Origin of the sequence: Micromonospora sp. NPDC005413, assembly GCF_040606435.1 — a bacterium.
Lineage (GTDB): Bacteria > Actinomycetota > Actinomycetes > Mycobacteriales > Micromonosporaceae > Micromonospora.
In genome coordinates this window covers 239,984-263,653 of the sequence record NZ_JBEXEV010000001.1, presented here as the reverse complement: position 1 = coordinate 263,653, position 23,670 = coordinate 239,984, and the positions used below count along the sequence as shown (strand labels likewise).

Here is a 23,670-nt window from a genome sequence, read left to right as displayed (position 1 = left end):
GCGCGCGGATCGCGGCATGTGCGGGCGCTCACCGGCCGGGGGTGAGGAGGTCCTCGCCGCTGATCACGAGGCACCCGAACATGCCGCCCAGGACAGCTCGCTGATGTTCCGTGAGCCGATTGACGAAGACCGCAACGCCGACCTCCGCGGCCCGGCACGCTTGCGCGATTTCGCGCGCTCTGCCGGGGCTGAGCAGCGTCCGCCGCGAGAACGACTCAGTCATCCTGGCTGCACCGCCGTGCGAGACGCCCCGCCGCTGGACCTGCCGGCTCACTACCCGCCCACCATGTGCCTGCACCGAAGCCGCCAGCAGGTCGAGCTTTGCGCCGAACTCCTTGTCCTTTGCCGAGAACAGGCCTACGAGCATCACGTCGGCGCCCGCCAGTACGCTGGTCGGTGGCCAGGTCGGATCTCGCCGCACTCGGCCCATGGTGACAGATGCGGCACCGACACCCGCTCATCGGGCAGACGACCCGGCGGCGGCGACGTCGCTACCAGCGGTTTCTCCCCGCAGAGGGCTAGAAGCCGGGCCGGCCACGATCGCCTCAGATCAACGCGCGGCTGGTGCTCATCGATGACTCCGGCGGGCGATCCGGCGCAGCCATCCCGGATGTCTCGATGCGGAACTGGACCGCGGGCAACCCGTGAGACAGACCCAGTCCGCCGGCACGCCCGCGGCAGCCGTCAGCCGTCAGCCGACCCAGCTGTAGCGGCGTTCCGGCCGGCCGGCCGCGCCGTAGCGCAGGGTCACCCCGGCCCGTGCGGTACTCGAGAAATGCTCCAGGTAGCGCCGGGCGCTGACCCGCGAGATTCCCACCTGGTTCGCGCATTCGGCTGCCGAGAGGCTGCCGGAGTTCTGCCGGAGCGCACGTTCCACCAGCTCCGCGGTCTCGGTGCTGAGACCCCGGGGCATGGCGGGGGTGACGTGCGAGCCGCCGCGGGACAGCACCCGGTCGACGTCGGACTGTTCGCTGACCACCGCCGCACGAAGCCAGCTTCGCCGCGCTGCGTACTGCTCCAGCCGGGTGCGTAGCTCGTCGAACCCGAACGGCTTGAGCAGATAGTTGACCGCGCCGTAGCGGACCGCCCGGCGGACCGTCTCGGCCTCCCGGGCGGCACTGATCACCAGAATGTCGCAGTCGTGCCGGGCGGCGCGCAGCCGGGTCACGACGTCGAGGCCGAACATGTCCGGCAGGTAGAGGTCGAGAAGCACCAGGTCGGGCCGGAACTCGTCGACCGCGGCGACGGCCTGCTCGCCGGTGCCCGCGGTGCCGACGACCCGGAAGCCGTCCATCCGCTCGACGAACCCCCGGTGGATCCGGGCCACCATGAAGTCGTCGTCGACGACCAGGACGTCGATCATCGAACTCCCTCCAGCATGGTGACCACCGACATCCGTGCGGTGAACATCGCGCCCTCCTTGGTGTTCGTCACCGCGATCTCCCCGCCGCGCCGGTTGCAGACCAGCCGAGTGAGCGCCAGCCCGATGCCGCGCTCGCCATCCTGCGCGGCCTTTGTGGTGAAGCCTTGGGTGAAGACTTCCTGGGCCAGCTCCGGGGCGATCCCCGGCCCCGAGTCCCGGACGATGATCTCCACGGACGAGGCGTCCTGGCGCAGCTCAACCTCCACCCAGGCAGGTTCGTCGACGGCGGCGGTGCCGTCGGCGTCCCGGCCGTCGGCGACGGCATCCACAGCGTTGTCGACCAGGTTGCCCAGCACCGTGGCGACGTCCGCGGTGATCTCCGGCTTCATCCGGTCCAGGCTGGTCCGTTCGGAGACCCGCAGCTCCACCCGACGCTCGGCGGCCACCGCGGACTTCGCCATCAGCAGCGCGGCGATCGCGGTGTCGTGGATCCGGCTGGTCACGGTCAGGTCCAGCGACGCCCGGTGCCGGCTCAGCGCGTCCACGTACCGGACCACCTCGTCGTGCTCGCCAATCTGGATCAGCCCGGAGATGGTGTGCAACTGATTGGCGAACTCGTGGGTCTGCGCGCGGAGCAGCTCCGCGGTGCTGCGGAATGACCCGATCTCCCGTTCCAGCCGGGCCAGCTCGGTGCGGTCCCGCAGTGTGGTCACCGAACCGAGCGAACGACCGTCCTTGTTGACTGTCATTCTGTTCATGACCAGCACCCTGCCGGCACGGACGACGACCTCGTCGCGGGCTTCCGGAGCGTCGTCGGTGCCGGCCAGCACGTCCCGCAGCCGGCCGGAGATGCGCAGGTCGGCGAGGCTGAGCCCGAGGCAGTGCTCGGGCAGGTCGAGCAGCCGCCGCCCGACGGCGTTCACCAGGGTGACCCGCAGTTGCGGATCCAGCGCGATGACGCCCTCGGCGATGCCGTGCAGCAGCGCCTCTCGGTGCTCCGCCAACCCGGCGATCTCCCGCGGCTCCAGGCCCAGGGTCTGCCGCTTGATCCGCCGGGCCAGCAGCCAGGATCCGACCACCCCGAGCGCGCTGGCGATGCCGAGATAGGTGAGGAGGTACGAGGAAGCGCCGACTATGCGCTGTGACCAGGTCGGCGAGGCCTCACCGATCATCACGGCACCCAGGTATTGGCCGAGGTTTTCCTTGCGGTCGTCGAGCACCGGAACCTGGGCCACCAGTTCCCGCGACCCGTCGACCTTCAGCTCGCCGAACCAGCTCCGGCCGTCGGCTACTTCGGGATCGCCCAGCACTACCGCGGTGCCCACCAGGGTGGGGTTGGTGGAGCTGACCACCCGGCCGCGGGCGTCGGCGACGCTGACCGTGGTCACGCCGGCCTGGGTCAGCACGTTCTGCACCAGCGGCGCGATCGTCTCCGCCGGGGCAGGCTGGGTGAGGCGGTCGCGCAGCAGCGGGTTGCCGGCGAGCTGCTCGCCGAGGGCGGCGACGCGCCGGCCCTCCACCCGGTTGAAGGTCGCGGCCGACTGAGCCAGGGACACGGCGGCCACGGCCAGCAGCACCACGACGATGATCGCGAGCTGGAGGACCAGCAACTGCCCGGCCAGGGTGCGGCGGCGGGACGTGATCGCGACCACAAAGACCTCAATTTCCGCTGGTGACAGAAGGCAGACACGGAGTCGGCCGGGGGGCCATCATCTTGCCGCTGGACTCCTACGAAACGGAAGAGAAACATGATGGCAACTCGGAGAAACGTGCTGGTCATGGGCGTCGCCGCCGCGACGGCGCTGGCGCTGGGCGCCTGCGGCGCCACCGCCGGGCAGGACGAGAGCGGGTCCGGCGACGACGGAAAGCCCGTCGCCGGCCTGCGGATCATGGTGCCGAACACCCCCGGCGGCGGGTACGACACCACGGCCCGCACCGCCGCCAAGGTGATGGAGGACGCGAAGATTGCCACCGGCGTGCAGGTGTTCAACCTGCCCGGCGCAGGCGGCACCGTTGGCCTCCAGCGGATGGTCAACGAGAAGGGCAACGGCAAGCTCGCCATGCAGATGGGGTTGGGCGTCGTCGGCGCCTCCTATACCTCCAAGTCGTCCGCGACGCTCACCCAGACGACCCCGCTGGCCAAAATGATCGAGGAAGCCGGCGCCATCGTGGTGCCGAAGGATTCGCCGTACAAGACGATCGGCGATCTGGTCGTCGCCTGGAAGAAGGACCCGAAGAAGATTGCCGTCGGCGGCGGCTCCTCGCCGGGCGGCCCGGACCACCTGCTGCCCATGCAGCTCGCCAAGACGGTCGGCATCGACCCGCGCCAGGTCAACTTCGTCTCGTACGACGGCGGCGGCGAACTGCTGCCGGCGGTGCTCGGCGGCAAGGTGGCCTTCGGCGCCAGCGGCTTCGGCGAGTTCCTCGACCAGGTCGAGGCGGGCCAGCTCCGCGTCCTCGCGGTGACCAGCGAGCAGCCGATCGAGGCGCTCAAGGAGGTGCCGACCCTCAAGGCGTCCGGAATCGACCTGGTCTTCACGAACTGGCGGGGCATCGTCGCCCCGCCCGGCATCAGTGACGGCGACAAGAAGATGTGGATCGACGCGCTGACGAAGATGCACGAGTCCGCCGAGTGGCAGGCCGAGCTCGCCAAGCGGGGCTGGAGCGACGCCTTCGTGACCGGTGACGCCTTCGCCACCTTCCTCACCGACCAGGACACGTCCGTGGCCGACCTGCTCAAGCAGCTCGGGCTGGCGTGACCGGCATGGCGACCCGACCGGACCGGGGCGGAGACCCGCCGCCCCGCCCGGCGGCGCCGGGGGCGACCGCTTCCGTCGTACCGCCGATCCCGGCACAGCAGACCGCGAGGGCTGCCGATCCGGCGTCCCCCACGACGGAGACCGCCACGGCGCGTACGCCGGACCTGCCCCCGGAGGCGCGGCCACCAGCCGCCGACGACCGGCCGCCGGGTGCGGACGCCCTCGACGGCGCGGCCCGGACGGCGAAGCCGGACCGGGCGCAGTACGGCGTCTGCGCATTCCTCGCTGTCGTCGGCGTACTGGTCATCGTCGACGCGATCCGAATCGGGCACGCGATCAGCAGTGCCGATCCGATCGGGCCGAAGCCGGTGCCGATCCTGCTCGGCGTACTGCTGCTCGTGGTCGCCGCGATCTACGCGGTGGACGTGGCCCGCGGCGGCGCAGGTGAGCCGGAGGCCGGCGAGGACGTCGACCTGAGCAGCCCGATCGACTGGCGGACGGTTCTCCTGCTCATCGGCGCCTTCCTGGTCAACGCGGTGCTGATCGACCGGCTCGGCTGGGTGATCAGCGGCACCCTGCTGTTCTGGGGGTCGGCGTTCGCACTGGGCAGCCGGCACCACATCCGCAACCTGCTGATCGCCGTCGCGCTGTCGCTGATCACCTTCTACACGTTCGCCATCGGGCTGGGTGTCAACCTGCCCGCCGGCGTCCTGCAAGGAATCCTCTGATGGAAAATTTCGGCCACCTGCTCGACGGGTTCGCCAATGTGCTGACCCCGATGAACCTGCTGATCGCGCTGCTCGGCGTGACCATCGGCACCGCCGTCGGCGTGCTGCCCGGCATCGGCCCGGCAATGACGGTCGCGCTGCTGCTGCCGGTCACCTATGGGATGGAGCCGACGCAGGCGTTCATCATGTTCGCCGGCATCTTCTACGGCGGCATGTACGGCGGCTCAACCACGTCGATCCTGCTGAACACCCCCGGCGAGTCGTCCTCCGTGGTGACCGCTATCGAGGGCAACAAGATGGCGAAGGCGGGTCGAGCCGCGCAGGCGCTGGCCACCGCTGCGATCGGCTCCTTCGTCGCCGGCACCATCGCCACCCTGCTGCTGGTCCTGGTCACCCCGCCGGTGGTGGCGTTCGCGATCAGTCTGGGCGCGCCGGACTACTTCGCGCTGATGCTGCTCTCGTTCGTGGCGGTGACAGCGGTGCTCGGCGCATCCCGGGTGCGCGGCTTCGCCTCGCTGCTGATCGGCCTGGTCATCGGTGTGATCGGGATCGACCAGACCGGCCAGCAGAGGCTCACCTTCGGTATCCCGCAACTCGCCGACGGCATCGACGTGGTGGTGGTCGCGGTGGGCATCTTCGCCGTCGGCGAGGCGCTCTGGATCGCCGCGCACCTGCGGCGCAAGGCCGCCGAGGTGATCCCGGTGGGCCGTCCCTGGATGGGCCGGCAGGACTGGAAGCGGTCCTGGAAGCCCTGGCTGCGCGGCACCGCGTACGGGTTCCCGTTCGGAGCGCTGCCGGCGGGCGGGGCGGAGATCCCGACCTTCCTGTCGTATGCCACCGAGAAGAGGCTGACGAAGCACCCGGAGGAGTTCGGCAAGGGCGCCATCGAGGGTGTCGCGGGGCCGGAGGCGGCCAACAACGCCTCCGCCGCCGGGACGCTGGTGCCCATGCTGGCGATCGGCCTGCCGACCAACGCCACGGCCGCGGTGATGCTGGCCGCCTTCCAGCAGTACGGCATCCAGCCCGGTCCGCTGCTCTTCGAGCGGGAGTCCAGCCTGGTCTGGACCCTGATCGCCAGCCTCTTCGTCGGCAACCTGCTGCTGCTCGTGCTCAACCTGCCCCTCGCGCCCGTCTGGGCCCGGCTGCTGCGCGTTCCACGGCCGTACCTCTACGCCGGGATCGTCTTCTTCGCCTCGATGGGCGCGTACGCGGTCAACGCCCAGCCGTTCGACCTGTTCCTGTTGCTCACCCTCGGCCTGCTCGGGTTCGGGATGCGCCGTTTCGGGCTGCCGATCCTGCCGCTGATCGTCGGGGTGATCCTCGGTCCACGTGCCGAGTTGCAGGGCCGGCGGGCGCTGCAGCTGGCCGGTGGCGACCTCTCCGGTCTGCTCGGTGGCTGGGTGTCCTGGCTGATCTACGCCACCGTGCTGGTGGTGCTGCTCTGGCCGCTGATCGGCCGGTTCCTCGTACGACCGCTTCGGGAAAGGCTGGTGACCGGATGACCGGGCTGGGAACACGACCTCGAGGGTGTCCGCCGTGAGCTGACAGGGCTGGGCGTGCGGACAGCGTCCGGCAGTTGGCGCGAGGCCGTGATGCGGCCGAGGAGATCGCGACCTGGCGACGGGGTTGGCCCGGGCGCTGTCCTCAGCCCCGCGGACCAGGGCATTCCTTCAATCGGTGTCGTGCGCTCGGCCGCCAGGTTCTGGAGGTGCGCTGGCCGAGTGTCGCTGGGCGGTGTGGCGGCGAATCCACCAGGTGATGACGGCGACGACCGCGATCGCGAGGATGATCAGGGCGGTGGCCCGGCCGAAGGTCTTCTCAATGGTGCTGTACGAGTTCCCGGCAAGATAACCGAGTACCACCGTGCCGATCCCTGAGACCAGGCCACCGGCGGCGTTGAAGGCCAGAAATGTGCGGTAGGGCATGTGGGCGGCACCGGCCAGGGCGGGCATGACCGCGCGGAGGAACGCGACGAAGCGGCCAAGGAAGACGGCCGTGCCGCCGCGGCGGGCGAGGAGATCGCGCGCGGCGTCTATCCGCTGTTCGCGGCGTCGCAGGGGGCGGGTGCTCAGCAGCCGCGGGCCGAGATGGCGGCCGACTTCGTATCCGGCGCTGTCGCCAAGGATCGCGGCACCGACGACCACGGCGATCATGGGCAAGAGGGCGACGTGGCCGCGGCTGGCGGCGACGCCGCCGAGAATGGCAGCTGTTTCCCCGGGGAGCAGGAACCCAATGAACAGCGCGTCTTCCGCGAAGACAAGCAACCCGACCAGCAGATAGACGCCGACGCCGTGCAGGGCCAGCAGCCAGTCTGCCAGCCTGGTCACGGCAGCCGTACCGGTGCCGGTGCGACGGCCATTGGCCGCCGGCGGATCGCCGGCAGCGCGCCGAGCACGCGCGGGACCAGGCGGGACGCCAGGACGCAATAACCGTCAACCCGGGCCACCGTGACTTGCGCCGCACCAGCGCGACCTGCTGCCAACGTCAATCACCCTACCTAGGGAACGGAGCCGACTTTCGGCCCTGCGCGCGACTGCGCGGACGCCACAGTAATGAGCCGCTTCGTGGCATCGCCCCCACATCGGCTCCCCGATGCACGGGACCGCTTCGGGGGAACGGCACAGGCCGAGGCAAAGCCTTTCACAGCGGGTCATCCGCGCGCGGATGATCCCCGTCTTTACACCGTGGTCGACAGCCGCCGGCCTCTCGGCGAGGACCATTGCTCCACGCCGCACCGGTGCCGGCGTGGCCGCTTGTGTCCAAGTGGGCTGGACAATGCTGGTTGATCTCCCATTTCCCGAGCGGGAAGCAACGTCCTGACGCAGATCCGCGATCCGGGCCCGGATGTTGGCCGGGGCTTCGGGATGCCCGTGCTCGACGTTGGCCCGGACGTCAGCCACGGTCTCGCCGGCCAGTTCCCGCCGCCAAGCCAGGTCCGCACCTCGCATGGCCTGGGCGAACGCGCAGGACTGTCGATAGTCGACGTCCGAGTGCTCCCCCGGTCCCTCGCTGAGGATCTGGTCGCACCGCAACAGCTCCTCCGCGCCCTCGATCGCAGTTGGCACCCAGCCCTGAACGGGTACGCGTCAGTGTGGCGGTGAGGCCTGCTCCAGTGGACGTCCGTGGGCTCGGATCGCGTCCGAGAAGGCGACGCCGAGCAGGACGGCGGCAGCTGCCGCAGCGACAATGAGCGGCGGCAGGCCGACCATCACCGGCGCTAAGGCCGCGAGGGCGAGGATCCCGATCGGCCGTGGCCGGGATACGCGGGCGAAGGCCACGTGCTCGAATAGCGAGCGCCCGGCGAGGTAGAGCGCGGGCCCTCCGAGGATGGCGCCGACCCACGCGGGTTTGGCGTGTCCGGACGGATCTATCAAGACGAGTTCGGAACCGGCTGAGGTGACGAGGATGCCGGACACCATGAGCAGGTGACAGAGCTCGGCCGACCGACCGAGCCGGCCGGGGTCGGCGGATGCCGCGATGGCCTCACCCAAGATCTGGCCGGCTCGATAGAAGTAGATCCGCCACAGCAACACCGTGGTGAGGAACGACAAGGTAAGGGCCAATGTTCGTTCATCCACGATCGGACCGCGTAGAAGACTCGAACCGGAGGTCAGGATCGTCTCACCAAGCGCGACGATGACGAGCTGCCAGTAGCGTTCGGCCAGGTGCTCGCCCGCGACCGCCCACGGGGACACCCGCGAGCGGCCCAGCCGCGGTACCGGCCAGCCGAGTCTGCCCCCCAGGTAGTCGATCGCCAGGGCCAGTGTCCACAGCGAATTGCGCGTCAACTCTGGCGCGAAGGCTCCGGTGAGCCACGGCACGGCCGACGCGCCGAACCAGACGAACGACAGCATGTTGACGCGGCGCAGATCGTGACCCCGCAAGGTAACTACGAAGAAGAGGGTGCGGCCCATTTGGATCGCGACATACGTGCTCGCGAAGAGCAGGCCGGTCTCGGCGAGAGCCCCGGATATCGCGACCGCCAGGAACAGACTCCCGAGCATCGTCGCGAGGACAACGAACTGGATCTCCGGCTGGAACGGGTCGAATCTGCTGGTCATCCATGCCGTCTGGGTCCAGATCCACCAGACGGCCAATAGCAGCAGCAGAGTCTCGCCGTTCTCCGCCAGGGAAGTGGTCAAGGTATCGGCGACGTGACCCCTGGTGTAGTCCAGCACCAACTCGTGCACGATCCGGGTGAGCGCGAAGACGTACACGAGATCGAAGAACAGTTCCAGGAAGGTCGGCCGCTGCGGACTCTCACGCCCGCGCAGCAGATTGGCCGCTCTGTTCGTCGTCACCGGCCCGCCCGCCTAGGCGCCCTTGACGTGCGGCGCCCGCCTGGCGAGCAGGAAAACCGCGCACACCACGAGGGCCAGGGCGAGCGCCTCGCCGAGAAGAGGCAACGGGCCGGTGCGGATCGACTCGCCCAACCAGAGCAGCCCGACCAGGATGGCCACCAGTGGGTCGGTGACCGTGATGGCGGCCAGCGCCGGTGCGCCCATCGGGCCAGCCTGGTAGGCGTTCTGGCTGAGCAGCACCCCGAACGGACCGAGCACGGCGATCGCGTACACCTGCCACTGACCGAAAATCGCCGCCGGGCTCTCCTCGAGGTGGAACGCCAGACTGCTGATCAGGCCGGCCGTTACGCCGTAACAGATACCGGACGCGATGGCCAGGGGCAGCGGGCGCCAGCGCCGGTCCAGCCCCAGCGCGGCCGCCACGCTCAGTCCCACGCCGACGACCACGGCGACGCAGAGCAGGAACGCCGGCCAGAACGCCTCGAGTCCCTGACCCTGACCGCGGGTCGGCCGGGCAATCACCAGGAAGGCGGCGAGCCCGAGCAGGCAGAGCATCGACTCCAGGAGCAACGTCCGGTCGACGCGGTCGTGCCCGGCTGCGGCGAACAGCAGGATGTACCAGACCAGCCCGGTCACCAGCAGTGGCTGCACCAGGATCAGCGGGATCAGGCTCAACGCCACGACCTGTAGGGCGAAGGCCGCCGCCGCGAGCACCACAGACCATCGCCAGCCCCGCAGGCGGAAGAGAGCCAACAGCAGGCTGGGCCGGCCGGCCGGCGCTTCGGGCACCTGGTGGGAGGCGCGGAACTGCAGGACCGACGACCCGGCGAACGCTGCCGCCGCGCCGAGGGCGACCGGTATCCCGGCCGCCATCTCCCACATCGCGTTCATCGTGCGCCAGCCGGGCCGCTCACCTGGGCTGCCCTCCTCCACCACGAGACGTCACGTGCCGGTCTGCGCTGACGCAGCAGCGCCGCGACCGGGTCGGGGCACCTGCTCGGCCGCTTTCCGGCGCTCGCGGCTTCCCCGTACGGATCGGGTTAAACGGGCCGTCCGGTGCCCGTGCGGTGGGGCGGGCGGTCAGCCACCGCGGCAGGGGTGCGGGTCGCCTCGCGAGGTCCACCGGGGACGCCGAGCGGCCGCAGCTGCCACCTGCCGAGCGACGACGGCCTCCCGACTGCCATGACTCCGCTCGGTGCCCCGCGTCCGGTGCCGAGAGTTGGTAAATATCCCAAGAAGCCGCAATTGGCTCGTTAAGCTGACGATCATCTCGAAAGGGGCGGCGCCCCTTTGCCGCGCACCGCCTGGGGGCACCCACATGTCAGCGACCGCGTCCGCGCGTCCCGGTTCAGCACCGGCTGTGGGTCGCCTCTTCGCGCTGCGGCGGGTGCGGCTCGGCGTGCCGGGCGAGCGCGACCGCCCCGGCGACGGCCAGCGCGAACCCCACCGCCGCCACGGGCACGGACCCGGGCCGTACCCCGTCACCGAGCAGCAGCCAGCCGGCCGTCGCCGGGGCCACGGTCTGCCCGAGGATCGTCGACGCGGAGGCCACGGTGACCGTGCCGCGTTGCAGGGCGGTGGCGTAGAGCAACAGGCCGGTCAGCCCCGCCAGCACCACGGCGTACGTGGCCGGGTTGGCCAGCACCTCGCCGACCGTGCCGGCCCCGCCGATCAGCCGGGCGCCGAGCGCCGCGCAGCCGAACGACAGCCCGGCGAGGAGACCCGGCACGGCCGGCCCGGACATCCGCGGACTACCCAGGTACGCCGCGACGGCCAGGGCGAGCACTGTCGCGAGCAGCCACCAGCCGGCCGACCCCGGCACCTCGGCCGGCGGCCCGCTGACCGCCGTGAGCACCAGGAGCAGCAGACCGACCACCACCGCACCGATCGCCACCCAGTCCCGGGCACCGAGCCGGATCCGCAGCACGAGCAGGGCGATGAGCGCGACCATCCCGAGGTTGGCCGCCTGCACCGCCTGCACGGCGAAGAGCGGCGTGGTCCGCAGCGCGGTGAAGGTGAGCAGCGAGGACGCGCCGTCCAGCGCCAGACCCGTCGCGTAGAGGCCGTTGCGTACCAACCGCAGCAGAAGGCGCGGGTCGAGGTGCTCGGTGGCCGCCACCCGGCGAGCGCCGATCGACTGCACGATCGCCGCGGTGGCGCTGCACGACGCGGCGATGATAGCGAGCACGAAGCCGAAGGCCATGACGGATTCCCGTGGTCCTGGACCCCGGACGGGACCGCCCGGAGCACCTGCGCATACCCGTCTTCGGCCGGGTATCGCCCCGGCCGTGCGAGCGGCCGGTGAACGCGCCCGGCCGGCCAGCCGCGCCCGCCGGGTCCGAGCCGGCCGAGCGGACAGCCCGGCGGGTGCTGGTCGTCTCGGCCGACATCGGCGGTGGCCACGACGCCACCGGCCGGGCGCTCGAGGAGCGCGTACACGCGCTCTGGCCGGGGAGCCGAGTCGGGTGGGTGGACACGCTCGACGTCATGGGACCGGGCGTCGGCCGTGGCTTCCGGCGCACCTACGTCACCAATGTCGCGACGACACCCTGGTTGTACGAGTTCTTCTGGGCCTCGCTCTGGCGGCACCGCTGGTTTGCCACGGCCTCCAAGTGGTTCACCGGCGCCTGGGCAGGCCGCCGGCTCGCGCCGGCCATCGAGGCGTTCGACCCCGACCTGATCGTCTCGACCTATCCGCTGGGCAGTGCGGGGCTGGCCTGGCTCCGCCAGCATCGCGGGCTCGACGTGCCGATGGGCGCCTGGGTCTCCGACTTCGCCCCGCACCCCTTCTGGGTCTACCCGCAGCTCGATCTGGCGGTCGTGGTGCATCCGTCGGCGCTGCCGGTGGCGGCGATCGCCGCGCCCGGAGCACCGCTCGGCGTCTGCGCCCCACCGGTACTCGAACGGTTCCATCCCGGCGACCAGGTCGACGCAGCCCGGCGCTGCGGTCTCGACCCGGAACGGCCACCGGTGGTGGTCGCCTGCGGCTCGTACGGCTTCGGTGCGGTGGAGGAGGCGATCGCGGCGCTGGTCGGCATCGGGGACGCGGTGCAGGTCGTCGCCGTCTGCGGGCGCAACGAAAGGCTCGCCGACCGGCTGGAGGCGTTGAACGTCCCCCCGGGCCGGCTGGTGATCCGGCGGTGGGTCGACGACATGCCGACCCTGCTGCGGGCCGCCCGACTGCTGGTCACCAACGCCGGCGGAGCCACGGCGCTGGAAGCGTGGGCCACCGGCACGCCGGTCGTGATGTACCGGCCCATCGCCGCGCACGGGGCTGCCAACGCTGCGCTGATGACCGCCGCCGGGCTCGCCGAGACCGCCCAGGATCCGGCTTCCCTCGTCGCGTGCGTCCGTACCCGGCTGGTCGATCGACCGCCAGCCCGCCTGGTCGAGGTCCCACCCGGGCCATTCCTGCCGTACCTCGGGCTGCCGGCGCTGGCCGATCGGCGACCGCCGGCAGAGGCGACGGCGGACGGTTCGCGGCCCGGCGGACGGGCCCCGAACGGCAGACCGCCGAGCTGGCCGCTGCGCGCGCAGGACGCGTTCTTCCTACACGTGCAATCGCCCATGGTGGCCCAGCAGATCGGTACCGTGCTGGATCTGGGCCCCCGCCCGGACGGCCGGCCGCTCACCCGGGCGGACCTGACCGCGTTGCTGGCCCGACGGCTGCCCGCCATTTCGACCCTACGACGCCGTCTGGTGTCCCGGGGCCGGTGGCGCCGGCCCGGTTGGGTCGTCGACCGACACGCCGACGCCGCAGCGCACCTCGACGAGGTCCGGGTCGAGCCCGACGACGACGGTGGTGCCGCGGTGGACCGGTTCTGGTCCCAGCCGCTGGCCCTCGACCGCCCGCCCTGGCGGATGCTGCTGGTCAGCGGCCTTCCCGACGGCCGTACCCGGGTCGCGGTCAAGCTGCACCACTGCCTCGGGGACGGGCTCTCCGCGATCGGCGTCCTGCAACGCCTGATGGACGCGGCCGGCGACCGGACCCCATCGCGGGGTGCTGCGCTCGGCACCAGTGCCCCGACGCGGGCTCCGGCCGACGACCGGGCCGACGCAGCGGTGGACGCGGGACGTGCACCGGCCCCGCGCGGCGACCGGCGGGGCCGCCCGGGCGATCGGGCCCGGGAGGTGGCCCGGCAGGCCCGGCTCACCGCGCGGGGGCTGGCCCGCCTCGCCACGCAGGGGGCCGCGCCCGGCAGCCCGCTCAACCGGCCCCTCAGCTCGCCGCGTCGGCGGCTGGTCACCGCGAGCCTGCCCGCCGCCGAGGTCCTTCGCGCGGCCCGGGCCTGCGGCGCGCACACCAGCGAACTGATGGTGGCCCTCACCGCCGGGGCGCTGGACCGGGTCCACCCGGCGCCGGCGCCCCCACGGCTGCGGGCGATGTTCGCGGTCTCCGCCAGCCCGCGGCGGCGGGCGGCCACCCACGGAAACTGGACCGGTGCCGTCAGCCTCGACCTCCCGCTGGCGCGGGCAACGACTCGCGACCGGGTCACCGAAGTACGCGAGTCGCTGCGCGCCGCGCTCGCCAGCGGCGAGGCCGAGGCCGCCGGCCTGGTGATGCGGGCGATGGGCGCGCTCCCCGCGCCGCTGCACGCGGCGGCGGCCCGGCGCGTCTACACCAGCCGGCACCTCAACGTCATCGTCTCCTACATGCCGGCGCCGTTTCGGACCCAACGGCTGGCCGGTGCGTCGGTGCGGACGGCCACCCCGGTGGTCGCCCTGGCCGACGGGGTACCGGTGGGCGTCGGCGTGCTGCGGTGCGGCCCCACCTTTGAAATCGGGGTGCTGCTGGACGAGTCGCTCGCCGACAGCGGCACCGCCTTCGTGGCCGCGCTCCACGCCGACCTGGCCGCGCTGCTCGTCGACGTCGACGCGGCCGCGGGTGGGGACGACGGCGACCCGGGCGGAGACGCCGTGGCCCCGGGCGGGGACGACGGCGAGGCAGCCGCGAGCGGCGGCACACTGGCCGTGGGCGGCGGTGACCCGGGGGTTGACGTCGCGGTGCCCGCCGGGCCGGCGCCGCCGGGGGTACGTCCGTGCGCCTGACCGGTTCGGTGGTCCTGGTCACCGGAGCGTCGTCGGGCATCGGGGCTGCGCTGGTACGGCGGCTCACCCGGGCGGGCAGCCACGTCCTCGCGGTCGGCCGGGACCCGGACCGGCTCGACCGGATCGCCGCCGATACCGGCGCGATCCCGCTGCTGGCCGATTTTGGCCGACCCGACGCCGCCCGCCAGCTGGCCGAGCGGGCGATGGACCGGCACGGTCGGGTGGACGTGCTGGTCAACAATGCCGGCGTCGGCTGGGCGGGGCCGTTCGGCACGATGCCGGCCGAGCGCGTCGAGGAGGTGCTCGCGGTGAACCTGCGGGCCCCGGTCGAGTTGACCCGGGCGCTGCTGCCCGGAATGTGCCGGCGCGGCGGACACCTGGTCTTCGTCGGCTCGATCGCGGGCCGACTGGGAGTGGCCGAGGAAGCCGTGTACGCGGCCAGCAAGGCCGGCCTGGACGCCTTCGCGCGGAGCCTCCGGCTGGAATCCGCCTGCCGTCGGGTCGGCGTGACGGTGGTCGTGCCGGGGGTGGTGCAGACAGCGTTCTTCGCCCGTCGGGGCCGGCCGTACCACCGGAACCGACCCCGGCCGATGCCGGCGGACCGGGTGGCAGACGCGGTGACCGACGCGATCGTCCGGAACCAGGCGGAGGTCTATCTGCCGGCCTGGCTGCGGGTGCCGGTGGCGATGCAGGGCCTGCTGCCGGCGGTGTACCGCCGCCTGGCCAGCCGATTCGGCTGACCGGGCCGATGTCCCGAGGCCACCGCGTTCAGTTCATCCGGGCCGCCCGCAGCGACTGGCGCAGCGAGGACATGGTGGCCAGCACCGCCGTCGGCTCGTAGCCGCAGTGCGCCATGCAGTTCGCGCAGCGGGGATCGCGCCCCCGGCCGTAGCTGTCCCAGTCGGTCGAGTCGAGCAGCTCCCGGTAGCTGCCGGCGTAGCCGTCGGCCATCAGGTAACAGGGCCGCTGCCAGCCCAGCAGTGAGTACGACGGGATCGCCCACGCGGTGCACGGGAAGTCGACCCGCCCCTCGAGGAAATCCAGGAACAGCGGCGAGTGGTTGAGCCGCCAGCGTGCCCGCCGGCCTCCGGCGAATGCCTTGCGGAACAGCTCCCGGGTCTCCGTGATGCCCAGGAAGTGATTCTGGTCCGGCGCCTTCTCGTAGGCGTACGCCGGCGAGAGCATCATCTCGTCCACGCGCAGGTCGTCGTTGAGGTAGTTGAGCACCTCGATCACCGTCTGCGGGGTGTCGGTGTTGAAGAACGTGGTGTTGGTGGTGACACGGAAGCCGCGCCGCTGCGCGTCCCGCACGGCCGCCACCGCCTCGTCGAAGACGCCGTCCTTGCAGACCGACGCGTCGTGCCGGTCCCGCAGCCCGTCGATGTGCACGGTGAAGGCGAAGTACGGCGATGGACGGAACTTGTCGATCTTCTTGGGCAGCAGCACCGCGTTGGTGCAGAGGAACACGAACTTCCTGCGCCGCACGAGTTCGGCGACGAGGGTGTGGATCTCCGGGTGCATGAGCGGCTCGCCGCCCGCGATGGAGATCATCGGCGCCCCGCACTCCTCCACGGCGGCCAACGCCTGCTCCACCGGCATCCGGCGCTTGAGCAGACTCGCCGGCTGCTGGATCTTGCCACAGCCCGCGCACTTCAGGTTGCAGGCGAACAGCGGCTCCAGTTCCAGCAGCAGCGGAAACCGCTCCCGTCGGCGCAGCTTCTGTCCGACCAGGTATTGCGCGACCCGCAGGCTCTGACGCATCGGCATACTCACGGCTGACGTACCTCCTTCGGCAGGGTGAAACGCACGTCTTCCACAGCAGTGGTGTGCTCGCTCACCTCCCCCGCCCCGAGTGCGGTGAGGGCGGCGACGACCTCGTCGACCAGCCCCGGCGGCGCCGAAGCGCCCGCGGTAACGCCAACCGTCGCGGCCCCGCCCAGCCAGCGCAGGTCCACGCAGCCCACGTCGTCCACCAGATACGCCCGGGACCCGGCGCGCTCTGCCACCTCCACGAGGCGGCGGGAGTTCGAGGAGTTGGCCGAGCCGATCACAAGGACCAGGTCGGCCTGCCCGGCCACGGCGGTGACGGCCCGTTGCCGGTTGGTGGTGGCGTAGCAGATGTCGTCCGAACCGGGACCGGACAGCGCCGGGAACCGCCGCCGCAGCGCATCGACGATATCCGCCGCCTCGTCCGTCGCCAGCGTGGTCTGCACCAGGTACGACACCCTGGCCGGGTCGTCCACCCGCACCGTCTCGGCCGCGGCCGGGTCGGGCACCAGACGGATCCGCTCCGGCGCCTCGCCGAGGGTGCCGTCGGTCTCCTCGTGTCCGGGGTGCCCGATCAGCAGCACCGTGTCGCCCCGGCCCACGAACCGGCGCGCCTCGGCGTGCACCTTCGTGACCAGGGGGCAGGTGGCATCGATCACCGGCAGCCGCCGGTCGGCGGCCTCCTGGCGTACGGCCGGCGCGACCCCGTGCGCCGAGAAGACGGTGAGCGCCCCGTCCGGGACCTCGTCGAGTTCGTCGACGAAGACCGCTCCCCGGGCCTGCAGGTCGGCCACCACCCGGGCGTTGTGCACGATCTGCTTGCGTACGTAGACCGGTGGGCCGTGCCGGCGCAGCGCCTGCTCCACCACCGCGATCGCCCGCTCGACTCCGGCGCAGAAGGATCGGGGCGAGGCCAGCACGACCCGGTGGACGCTGTGCGCCGCCGCCGCCCACTCGGCCAGCGCCGCCGCCACCTCCGGCAGCACGCGCAGCGCGGTGCGGACCCGGCGCACCGTGGCCGGCCGGTACAGCGGCCCGGCCGCGGTGTCGGCGACCACCCGGACGCAGGCCGCCGGCCGGTCGTCGGCGCCGGCCAGCAGCCATGCCGATTCGAGGTCGGCGACCAGTGCGCCGGTCGCGGCGAGCCGGGCCCGGGTCGCGCCGTCGACCAGCCGGTGGGTGCTGACCACCGGGCCGACGTGCACCCGCAGCCCGCGTCGGCGCAGCGCGGCGGCGAGCAGGGCGGCGTCCGGCATTCGCCGTACGCCCTGCGAGCCGTTCGGGATCAGCGGGTCGGCGCGTACCTCGCTGGCCACCACGACGTCGCCCGGTGCCAGGCCGGAGGCCAGGCCCCCGCCGATGCCGGCGACGGCGACCGGTCCCGTTGCGGTGAGCCGATCGGTAGCGGCTGCGCGGGCACGCCGCGGCCCGATACCGGTGCGGCGCAGCGTCAGCTGTCCCGGTCGTTCGGACAGGCCGCGCCGCAGCGCGGCGGCCTCCAGCCGCATGGGCGCGTAGAGCGTCCCGTCCGGGCCGTCCGGGCCGGTCACCGGGTCACCGTGGCCTCGACACCGGTCGCCCGCGCGTCCAGGATCCGACCGAGCGCGCTGACCGGGAAGACCAGCCGGTACAGCCCGTAGTTGATGTAGAAGTCGCCCGGGAACCCGGTGCCGGTGTACTGCGGCTCGTCCCAGCCGCCGTCCGGGCGCTGGGTGTCGACCAGCCAGCCCACGCCGCGCCTCGCCGGCTCCCCCGCGCCGTGGCCTGCGGCGTGCAGCGCGAGCAGAGCCCAGGCGGTCTGCGACGCGGTCGACTCGCCGCGGCCGATCCAGGCCGGGTCCCGGTAGGAGCGCAGATCCTCGCCCCACCCGCCGTCCGGGTTCTGATGCGCGAGCAGCCAGTCGACGGCCCGGCGGAGCGCCGGGTGACCGGGCGGCAGGCCGGCCGCGACCAGGGCCGGCACCGCCGCCCCGGTGCCGTACACGTGGTTGGCGCCCCAGCGGCCGAACCAGGAGCCGTCCGGCTCCTGGGCCCGCAGCAGCCAGTGCGTGGCGCGGCGCAGCGGCACGGTGTCGGCGAGGTTCTCCGCCGCCAGCGCCTCCACGATATGGGCGGTCACGTCGGCGCTGGGCGGGTCGATGACCTCGCCGAAGTCGCAGAACGGCAGGTCGCCGAGGACCGCACGGGTGTTGTCCGCGTCGAACGCGGCCCAGCCGCCGTCGCGGCACTGCATGCCCAACAGCCACCGGGTCGCCCGCAGCACAGCCGGCTCGACCGGTACCCCGGTCCGCCGCAACGCCATGATCACCTCTGCGGTGTCGTCGGTGTCGGCGTACCCGTCGTTGTCGAACTCGAAAGCCCAACCGCCGACCGGGGTGTGCGGCCGGCGAACGGCCCAGTCGCCGCGGACCCGGATCTCCTCCTCGAGCAGCCAGCCGCCCGCCCGGACCAGCGCGGTGTGCCCGGCCGGCAGACCAGCGTCGGAGAGGGCGACGACGGCGAGCGCGGTGTCCCACACCGGCGACTGGCACGCCTCCAACCGGCGGACCGGGCCGTCCGGCGTCTGCTCCCGCACCGTGAACCGGTCCAACCCGGTCAGGCCGGCCCGCAGCACCGGATGGTCCAAGGAGTAGCCGAGCAGGTGCAGCGCCATCAGCGAGTAGACCCAGGGCGGCTGGATTCCACCCCATGAGCCGTCGGCCTCCTGCCGGGCCACCACCCACTCGGCGGCGCGCCGCAGGGCGTGCCGGCGGACCGGTCCCCTGGCGATCCGCTCGTAGCCGTTGGCGAGCCGGTCGAGCCGGTACAGCAGGCCCGAACGCGACGTGAGCTGCGGCGGCCGCGACGCCGGCGCACGGGTGCGCAGTTCGTCGACGGAGAAACCAAGGTCCCGCACCGGACGCAGCGCGCGGACGATCGACAGCGGAACGATGGTCTGCCGGGCCCAGCAGGCGAAGTCGTAGATGTTGAACGGCATCCACGACGGCAGCAGCACCAGCTCGGGCGGAATGGCGGGCAGTCGGGACCACGGCCAGTGGCCGAAAAGGGCCAGCCAGAACCGGGTGAACACCCGGCTCGCCGCCACGCCGCCGTGCGCGCGGACAAACTGGGCGGCGGCCGCCATGTGCGACGCCTCCGGCGGGTCGTCGGCCAGCCGCAGCGCCAGGTAGGCCTCGATGGTGGTGGAGAGGTCCCCCGGACCACCGTGGAACGTCGCCCACGACCCGTCCGGCCGCTGCTGGGACCGGATCCACCGGGCCGACTCGCTGGTGCGCTCCGCGGTCCGGATGCCGAGGAACTGCCGTAGCAGCAGGTCCTCGGCGTCCATGGTGACGTTCGTGGCGAGCTCGCCCTTCCACCAGCCGGCCTCGTCCTGCAACCCGAGCAGATGGTCCCGGGCGCGACGCAGCGCCTCCGAAGCGGCGCCGGGCGGATGCGTGCCAGTCGGGGAGCCGATCCGGACGGACGCGGTGGGCTCCGGAGACAGCAGCTCGGTCATCAGTGGTCCCGCCCGGTGATGAAGGCGGCGATGTCGGTCAGCTCGCCGCGTACGCCCTCCGGCAGGTCCAGAGCGGCCAGTTCCGCCAGGGCCCGCTCGGTCTCCTGCCGAGCCCGCTGCCTGGTCCACTCGCGCGCCCCGGTCGCCTCGATCAGGTCGCTCGCCCGCGTCACGTCGTCGGCGGCCAGCGGCGCCGGCGACCGGTACAGCTCAGCCAGTGCGCGGCCGGCGCTGCCCCCGCTGGTCACCGCACGGACGACCGGAATGCTGCGCTTGCGGGAGCGCAGGTCCGACCCGACCGGCTTGCCGGTGCGCTGCGGATCGCCCCAGATCCCGAGCAGGTCGTCGACGAGCTGGAAGGCCAACCCGAGGTGGAGGCCGAACCGGGACAGCCCGTCGACCAGGGTCTGCGGGCCGCCGCAGAGCAGTGCCCCGAGCGCGCACGAGCCGGCGAGCAGCGCGGCGGTCTTGTTCCTGGCCATCTCCAGGCACTCGTCGAGGGTGACGTCGTCGCGCCGCTCGAAGCCCAGGTCGGACGCCTGCCCGGCGAGTAACGCCCGGACGTCCAGGGCGAGCCGCCGGGCCGCGGGACACCCGCCGGGCACCTCGACGAGCGCCTCGTACGCCAGCCCGATGAGGGCGTCGCCGGCGAGGATGGCCGGACCGACCCCGAACACCGTCCACGCGGTCGGGCGGTGGCGGCGTTCGGTGTCACCGTCCATCACGTCGTCGTGCAGCAGCGAGAAGTTGTGCGCCAGCTCGACCGCGGCGGCGGCCGGGACACCGGCCTCGGGCTCGGCGTCGGTGGCCCGAGCCGAGAGCAGCGCCAGCATGGGACGCAGGCCCTTGCCCTGCCGGGTGGCGGGTGAGCCGTCGGCGTCCCAGTACCCGAGCTGGTAGCCCGCGACCAGTCGGTTGCCGGGGTCCAGGCGGTCGAGCAACGCGCAGATGGCCGGCTCGACGTGGCTCTGGATCTGGTCCGTGCTGCTACTGCCTACAACGGTCATCGTGCGGCCTCCGTGTGGTGTCGGGGCTGGGACACGAGTTGGCGGGCGACGACGTTGGCGGCCTCCCGGCCGCTGCGCACCGCGCCCTCCATCGTGTCCGGCCAGCCCGTGTCGGTCCATGCGCCGGCCAGGACCAGCCCGGGCAGGCGGGTGGTCGGCACCGGCCGGTACGCCCGGGTACCGGGGGTCTGTCGGAAGGTGGCCCGAGGCTCCCGGGTCACGAACGCGTCGCGTACCGGAGTGCGCCGGGCGGCCGGGAACAGCTCGGCGAGGGCCGCCCGCTGCGTCGCCACCAGGTCGGCAGCGGGACGGTCGACATCGGCGTCGGCGGCCGACAGGGAGACCACCAGGTGCTGCTCGTCGGCACCCGGCCCCGACCGGTCGAAGATCCACTGCGCCGGGGACTCCACCGCGGCGGCCATCGTCAGCGCGGTGACCGGCCGTTCGTAGCGCAGATGCACGTTGACGATCGGCACCGCGCCCAGCCGGTGCCAGTCGCCGGCGGTGGGCGCGGCAGCCGGCGGCACCAGCGACGCGGCGACCTGGTGCGGCACGGCCAACACGACGCCGTCCGCGGTCAGCTCGCCGTCGTTCAATCCGATCCGGAAACCCCTGGGCTCCGGTTGGATCCAGCGCACCCGGGACCGGGTGTGCACCGAGACGCCGAGCCGGGCCAGCAGCCGTCGGGCCGCGACCGCGTGCAGGTCGACCAGAGGGATCCGGGCCCGGCCGATGTCGCCGGCGTCCGCGTCGTCCAGCAGCCCGGTGCGGAACACCCGGGCGGCGAGCGCCAGCGACGCCTCGCCGCACGGCAGGTTCAGCGCCGCCACACAAATCAGGTCCCAGAGCCGCCGGCGGCTGCGTTCGCTCTGGCCGTGTTCGACCAGCCAGTCGCCGAAGCTGCGCGCGTCGGTGGCGGGCCGGTCCGGGTCGACGTGCCGCAGCGCCGCGCAGGCCCGCGCCGCGGCAAGCCGCTCACCAGGGCTGAGCAGCCGGTAGCCGGCGAGCGCGGGCAGCAGATGCGCCGGGGCCGGCAGCCGGCGACGGGCCAGCAGGTGCGGTGCCCGTCCCGGGAGCAGCACCGGCACCGCGAAACGCGGTTGCAGGTCGGTGCCGGCGGTGGTCCCGAGCCGGTCCAGCAGGCCCCGGTAGGCGTGGTAGCAGCGCAGGAAGACGTGCTGCCCGGTGTCGACGGTCAGGCCCTCACGGCGAAAGGAGTAGGTGGCCCCGCCCAGCTCCGGCCGGCTCTCGAGCAGCGTCACCGGCAGGCCGAGGTCGGCAAGCCGGATGGCCGCGGTGATGCCCGCCAGCCCGCCGCCGATCACGCAGACCCCGCCCGTACCGGTCGGTGGGACCTCCAGCGACCCGGTCATGTCGGCCGCCCGACGAGCGCGCGGGCCGCCACCCAGGCCTTCTCGTGCGCCGGGAGCGACACCCGCCGGTGTGTGACCGCCAGCGGGTCGGCCGCGATGTGCGCGAGCAGCCGCCGGTAGATGCCGGCCATCGCGGCGGTGCACGCCGCGCTGCGCCGGTCCAGCATCGGTAGAAGCCGCAGCCCGATGTCGTACCAGTGGGCGGCCCGGCCTGCCTCGAAACGCACCAGCTCGATGAGCCGCGCGGGCGGGTCGGTGAACCCGCCGTCGTTCAGGTTCAGCGTGCAGCCGAACCGTTCCAGGTCTTCGGCGGGCAGGTAGACGCGCCCGTCGGCCCGGTCCTCGACCAGGTCGCGCAGGATGTTGGTCAGCTGCAACGCCACGCCGAGCGCGTCGGCCAGCGGCGCGGCGCGACCCGGGTCGCCGGTGCCGAACACGCCGAGGGAGAGCCGGCCGATGGAGCCCGCCACGCAGCGGCAGTACCAGTGCAACTCCTCGAAGGTGGCGTACCGCCGGCCGGTCACGTCGGCCGCGCAGCCGTCGATCAGCTCGTCGAACGCCTCCAGCGGGATCGGCATCCGGGTCGCGGCGTGACCCAGCGCGGTGAGGACCGCGTCGCCGCCGCTGTCGCCGGGCAACCGCCGCAGTGCCGCCCGGATCTCCCCCAGCCGCTCCAGCTTCTCTGCCGGCGGCAGGTGCCCGTCGCCGATGTCGTCGATGCGGCGGGCGGTGGCGTAGATGGCCGAGAGGACGCGGCGTTTCGCCGGCGGCAGCAGCCGGATGCCGTACGAGAAGTTGGCGGCCTGGCTGCGGGTGATGTGCTCGCAGCGGCGGTAGGCGGCCGCCACGTCCGTGGTCGCGGTCATCCGGCGCTCCGCACCATCGCGCTCAGCCAGCGACGGAAGACCCGGCGGCCCCGGGGACGGACGGTCACCCGCAGCGGGTCGTAATCGGCGCGGGCCAGCGCGTCGAGCGTCGCCCGGCCCCCGGCGAGGTAGCCGCCCACCGCCAGCCGGGCCCACCCGTGCAGGGCCGCCACCAGCGGGGCGCCGGCGTCGAGCCAGGCCCGGGCCCGCTCCGCCTCGAAGCCGATGAGCTCGCGCAGCCTCCGGTCGGCGGTGGGGCCGGTGAGGTCGGCCTGGGTGACGCCGAACCGGTCGAGGTCCTCGGCGGGCAGGTAGACCCGGCCCCGACGGTAGTCCTCGGCGACGTCCTGAAGGTGTTCGACGAGTTGCAGCGCGGTGCAGATCCGGTCGGAAAGCGCAAGCCGCGCCGGCCCGGCCTGCCCGAAGACGTGCAGGACCAGCTCCCCGACCGGGTTGGCCGAAAGGGTGCAGTAGTCGACCAGCTGCGCGAACGTCGCGTACCGGCTGACGTGCTGGTCGACCCGGTTGGCCTCGACCAGCCGGAGCAGGGGGTCGAGCGGCAGCCGGCACTCGGCCACGGTGGGCGCGAGGGCACGCACCACCCGGTCGCTCACCGGCCGGCCGGCGTACAGCGCCCGCAGCTCGGTCTCCACCCGGTCGAGCGCGGTGAGCCGGTCGACCCCGGGTGCGAGTGGCTCGTCACCGAGGTCGTCGACGTGGCGCGCGTACCGGTAGACGGCGAGCAGGTGACGGCGGTGCCGACGGGGCAGCACCCGCAGCGCGACGGGGAAGTTCTCCTGCGCCCGTGCCTGCTCGATCCGGCGGGTCGCCAGGGCGACGGCAGGTGGACTCATCCGGGGTTGCCTTCCTCTGGGGCGCGGGGCCGACGGTGCTGGGTCATCCGGGCAGTGGGGTCAACCGCGTACGCGGGCCGGGGACAAACGAGATCATCTCAAAC

At 72.7% G+C, this 23,670-nt stretch carries 19 protein-coding genes; 5 read left to right on the top strand and 14 right to left on the bottom strand.

Annotated features, from left to right (window positions below):
* Positions 1 to 28: 28 nt before the first annotated feature.
* The 3 genes from ABZS37_RS01035 to ABZS37_RS01025 all read right to left on the bottom strand — a co-directional run bounded on the left by ABZS37_RS01035 (position 29) and on the right by ABZS37_RS01025 (position 3,015).
* The gene (locus ABZS37_RS01035) at positions 29 to 421 is read right to left on the bottom strand and encodes a hypothetical protein (protein ID WP_355164743.1); all 393 of its coding nucleotides are present in this window, start codon (positions 419 to 421) and stop codon (positions 29 to 31) included.
* A 270-nt stretch (positions 422 to 691) separates the two neighbouring features.
* Positions 692 to 1,363, bottom strand: a complete 672-nt coding sequence (locus tag ABZS37_RS01030) for a response regulator (RefSeq protein ID WP_355164742.1) — start codon at positions 1,361 to 1,363, stop codon at positions 692 to 694.
* Complete coding sequence (locus ABZS37_RS01025; RefSeq protein WP_355164741.1) at positions 1,360 to 3,015, bottom strand: ATP-binding protein; 1,656 nt, start codon at positions 3,013 to 3,015, stop codon at positions 1,360 to 1,362. Before ABZS37_RS01025 ends, ABZS37_RS01030 begins: the two co-directional genes overlap by 4 nt.
* 99 nt (positions 3,016 to 3,114) lie before the next feature.
* Between ABZS37_RS01025 and ABZS37_RS01020 the strand changes: the two genes are divergently transcribed.
* Genes ABZS37_RS01020 through ABZS37_RS01010 form a run of 3 tightly spaced genes read left to right on the top strand, consistent with a single transcriptional unit; the run spans position 3,115 to position 6,352 of the window.
* Complete coding sequence (locus ABZS37_RS01020; protein ID WP_355164740.1) at positions 3,115 to 4,122, top strand: tripartite tricarboxylate transporter substrate binding protein; 1,008 nt, start codon at positions 3,115 to 3,117, stop codon at positions 4,120 to 4,122.
* A gap of 5 nt (positions 4,123 to 4,127) precedes the next feature.
* Positions 4,128 to 4,850 (top strand): tripartite tricarboxylate transporter TctB family protein, encoded by a 723-nt coding sequence (locus ABZS37_RS01015; protein WP_355164739.1) that lies wholly within the window; start codon positions 4,128 to 4,130, stop codon positions 4,848 to 4,850.
* Positions 4,850 to 6,352, top strand: coding sequence for a tripartite tricarboxylate transporter permease (locus ABZS37_RS01010; RefSeq protein ID WP_355164738.1), 1,503 nt, complete (start codon positions 4,850 to 4,852; stop codon positions 6,350 to 6,352). The genes ABZS37_RS01015 and ABZS37_RS01010 overlap by 1 nt, the downstream gene beginning before the upstream one ends.
* A 168-nt stretch (positions 6,353 to 6,520) precedes the next feature.
* On the opposite strand, the gene ABZS37_RS01005 is transcribed toward ABZS37_RS01010, so the two are convergent.
* The 4 genes from ABZS37_RS01005 to ABZS37_RS00990 form a co-directional block, all read right to left on the bottom strand.
* Entirely contained in the window at positions 6,521 to 7,177 is a 657-nt protein-coding gene (locus ABZS37_RS01005; protein WP_355164737.1) for a DedA family protein, read from the bottom strand.
* A gap of 759 nt (positions 7,178 to 7,936) precedes the next feature.
* Positions 7,937 to 9,151 carry a low temperature requirement protein A gene (locus ABZS37_RS01000; RefSeq protein WP_355164736.1) on the bottom strand — a complete coding sequence of 405 codons (1,215 nt, stop codon included), beginning with the start codon at positions 9,149 to 9,151 and terminating at the stop codon, positions 7,937 to 7,939.
* Between the two features lie 12 nt (positions 9,152 to 9,163).
* Positions 9,164 to 10,084, bottom strand: coding sequence for a DMT family transporter (locus ABZS37_RS00995; protein ID WP_355164735.1), 921 nt, complete (start codon positions 10,082 to 10,084; stop codon positions 9,164 to 9,166).
* A gap of 415 nt (positions 10,085 to 10,499) precedes the next feature.
* Positions 10,500 to 11,354: a hypothetical protein gene (locus tag ABZS37_RS00990; protein ID WP_355164734.1), complete on the bottom strand. Its 855-nt coding sequence runs from the start codon at positions 11,352 to 11,354 to the stop codon at positions 10,500 to 10,502.
* Positions 11,355 to 11,452: 98 nt separating this feature from the next.
* On the opposite strand from ABZS37_RS00990, the gene ABZS37_RS00985 reads away from it, so the two are divergent.
* Both ABZS37_RS00985 and ABZS37_RS00980 read left to right on the top strand, forming a co-directional pair.
* The gene (locus ABZS37_RS00985) at positions 11,453 to 14,200 is read left to right on the top strand and encodes a wax ester/triacylglycerol synthase domain-containing protein (RefSeq protein WP_355164733.1); all 2,748 of its coding nucleotides are present in this window, start codon (positions 11,453 to 11,455) and stop codon (positions 14,198 to 14,200) included.
* Complete coding sequence (locus ABZS37_RS00980; protein WP_355164732.1) at positions 14,191 to 14,940, top strand: SDR family NAD(P)-dependent oxidoreductase; 750 nt, start codon at positions 14,191 to 14,193, stop codon at positions 14,938 to 14,940. Before ABZS37_RS00985 ends, ABZS37_RS00980 begins: the two co-directional genes overlap by 10 nt.
* 28 nt (positions 14,941 to 14,968) lie before the next feature.
* Here ABZS37_RS00980 and hpnH read toward each other — a convergent pair whose 3' ends face one another.
* Genes hpnH through hpnC form a run of 7 tightly spaced genes read right to left on the bottom strand, consistent with a single transcriptional unit; the run spans position 14,969 to position 23,566 of the window.
* Complete coding sequence (gene hpnH, locus ABZS37_RS00975; protein WP_355165079.1) at positions 14,969 to 15,967, bottom strand: adenosyl-hopene transferase HpnH; 999 nt, start codon at positions 15,965 to 15,967, stop codon at positions 14,969 to 14,971.
* Positions 15,968 to 15,969: 2 nt separating this feature from the next.
* Entirely contained in the window at positions 15,970 to 17,517 is a 1,548-nt protein-coding gene (gene ispH / locus ABZS37_RS00970; RefSeq protein WP_355164731.1) for a 4-hydroxy-3-methylbut-2-enyl diphosphate reductase, read from the bottom strand.
* Entirely contained in the window at positions 17,514 to 19,466 is a 1,953-nt protein-coding gene (gene shc / locus ABZS37_RS00965) for a squalene--hopene cyclase (protein WP_355164730.1), read from the bottom strand. The genes ispH and shc overlap by 4 nt, the downstream gene beginning before the upstream one ends.
* Positions 19,466 to 20,473, bottom strand: a complete 1,008-nt coding sequence (locus ABZS37_RS00960) for a polyprenyl synthetase family protein (RefSeq protein WP_355164729.1) — start codon at positions 20,471 to 20,473, stop codon at positions 19,466 to 19,468. Before ABZS37_RS00960 ends, shc begins: the two co-directional genes overlap by 1 nt.
* Positions 20,470 to 21,846, bottom strand: a complete 1,377-nt coding sequence (gene hpnE / locus ABZS37_RS00955) for a hydroxysqualene dehydroxylase HpnE (protein ID WP_355164728.1) — start codon at positions 21,844 to 21,846, stop codon at positions 20,470 to 20,472. The genes ABZS37_RS00960 and hpnE overlap by 4 nt, the downstream gene beginning before the upstream one ends.
* Positions 21,843 to 22,712: a presqualene diphosphate synthase HpnD gene (gene hpnD, locus ABZS37_RS00950; protein ID WP_355164727.1), complete on the bottom strand. Its 870-nt coding sequence runs from the start codon at positions 22,710 to 22,712 to the stop codon at positions 21,843 to 21,845. The genes hpnE and hpnD overlap by 4 nt, the downstream gene beginning before the upstream one ends.
* Positions 22,709 to 23,566, bottom strand: coding sequence for a squalene synthase HpnC (hpnC, locus tag ABZS37_RS00945; protein WP_355164726.1), 858 nt, complete (start codon positions 23,564 to 23,566; stop codon positions 22,709 to 22,711). The genes hpnD and hpnC overlap by 4 nt, the downstream gene beginning before the upstream one ends.
* Positions 23,567 to 23,670: the final 104 nt, after the last annotated feature.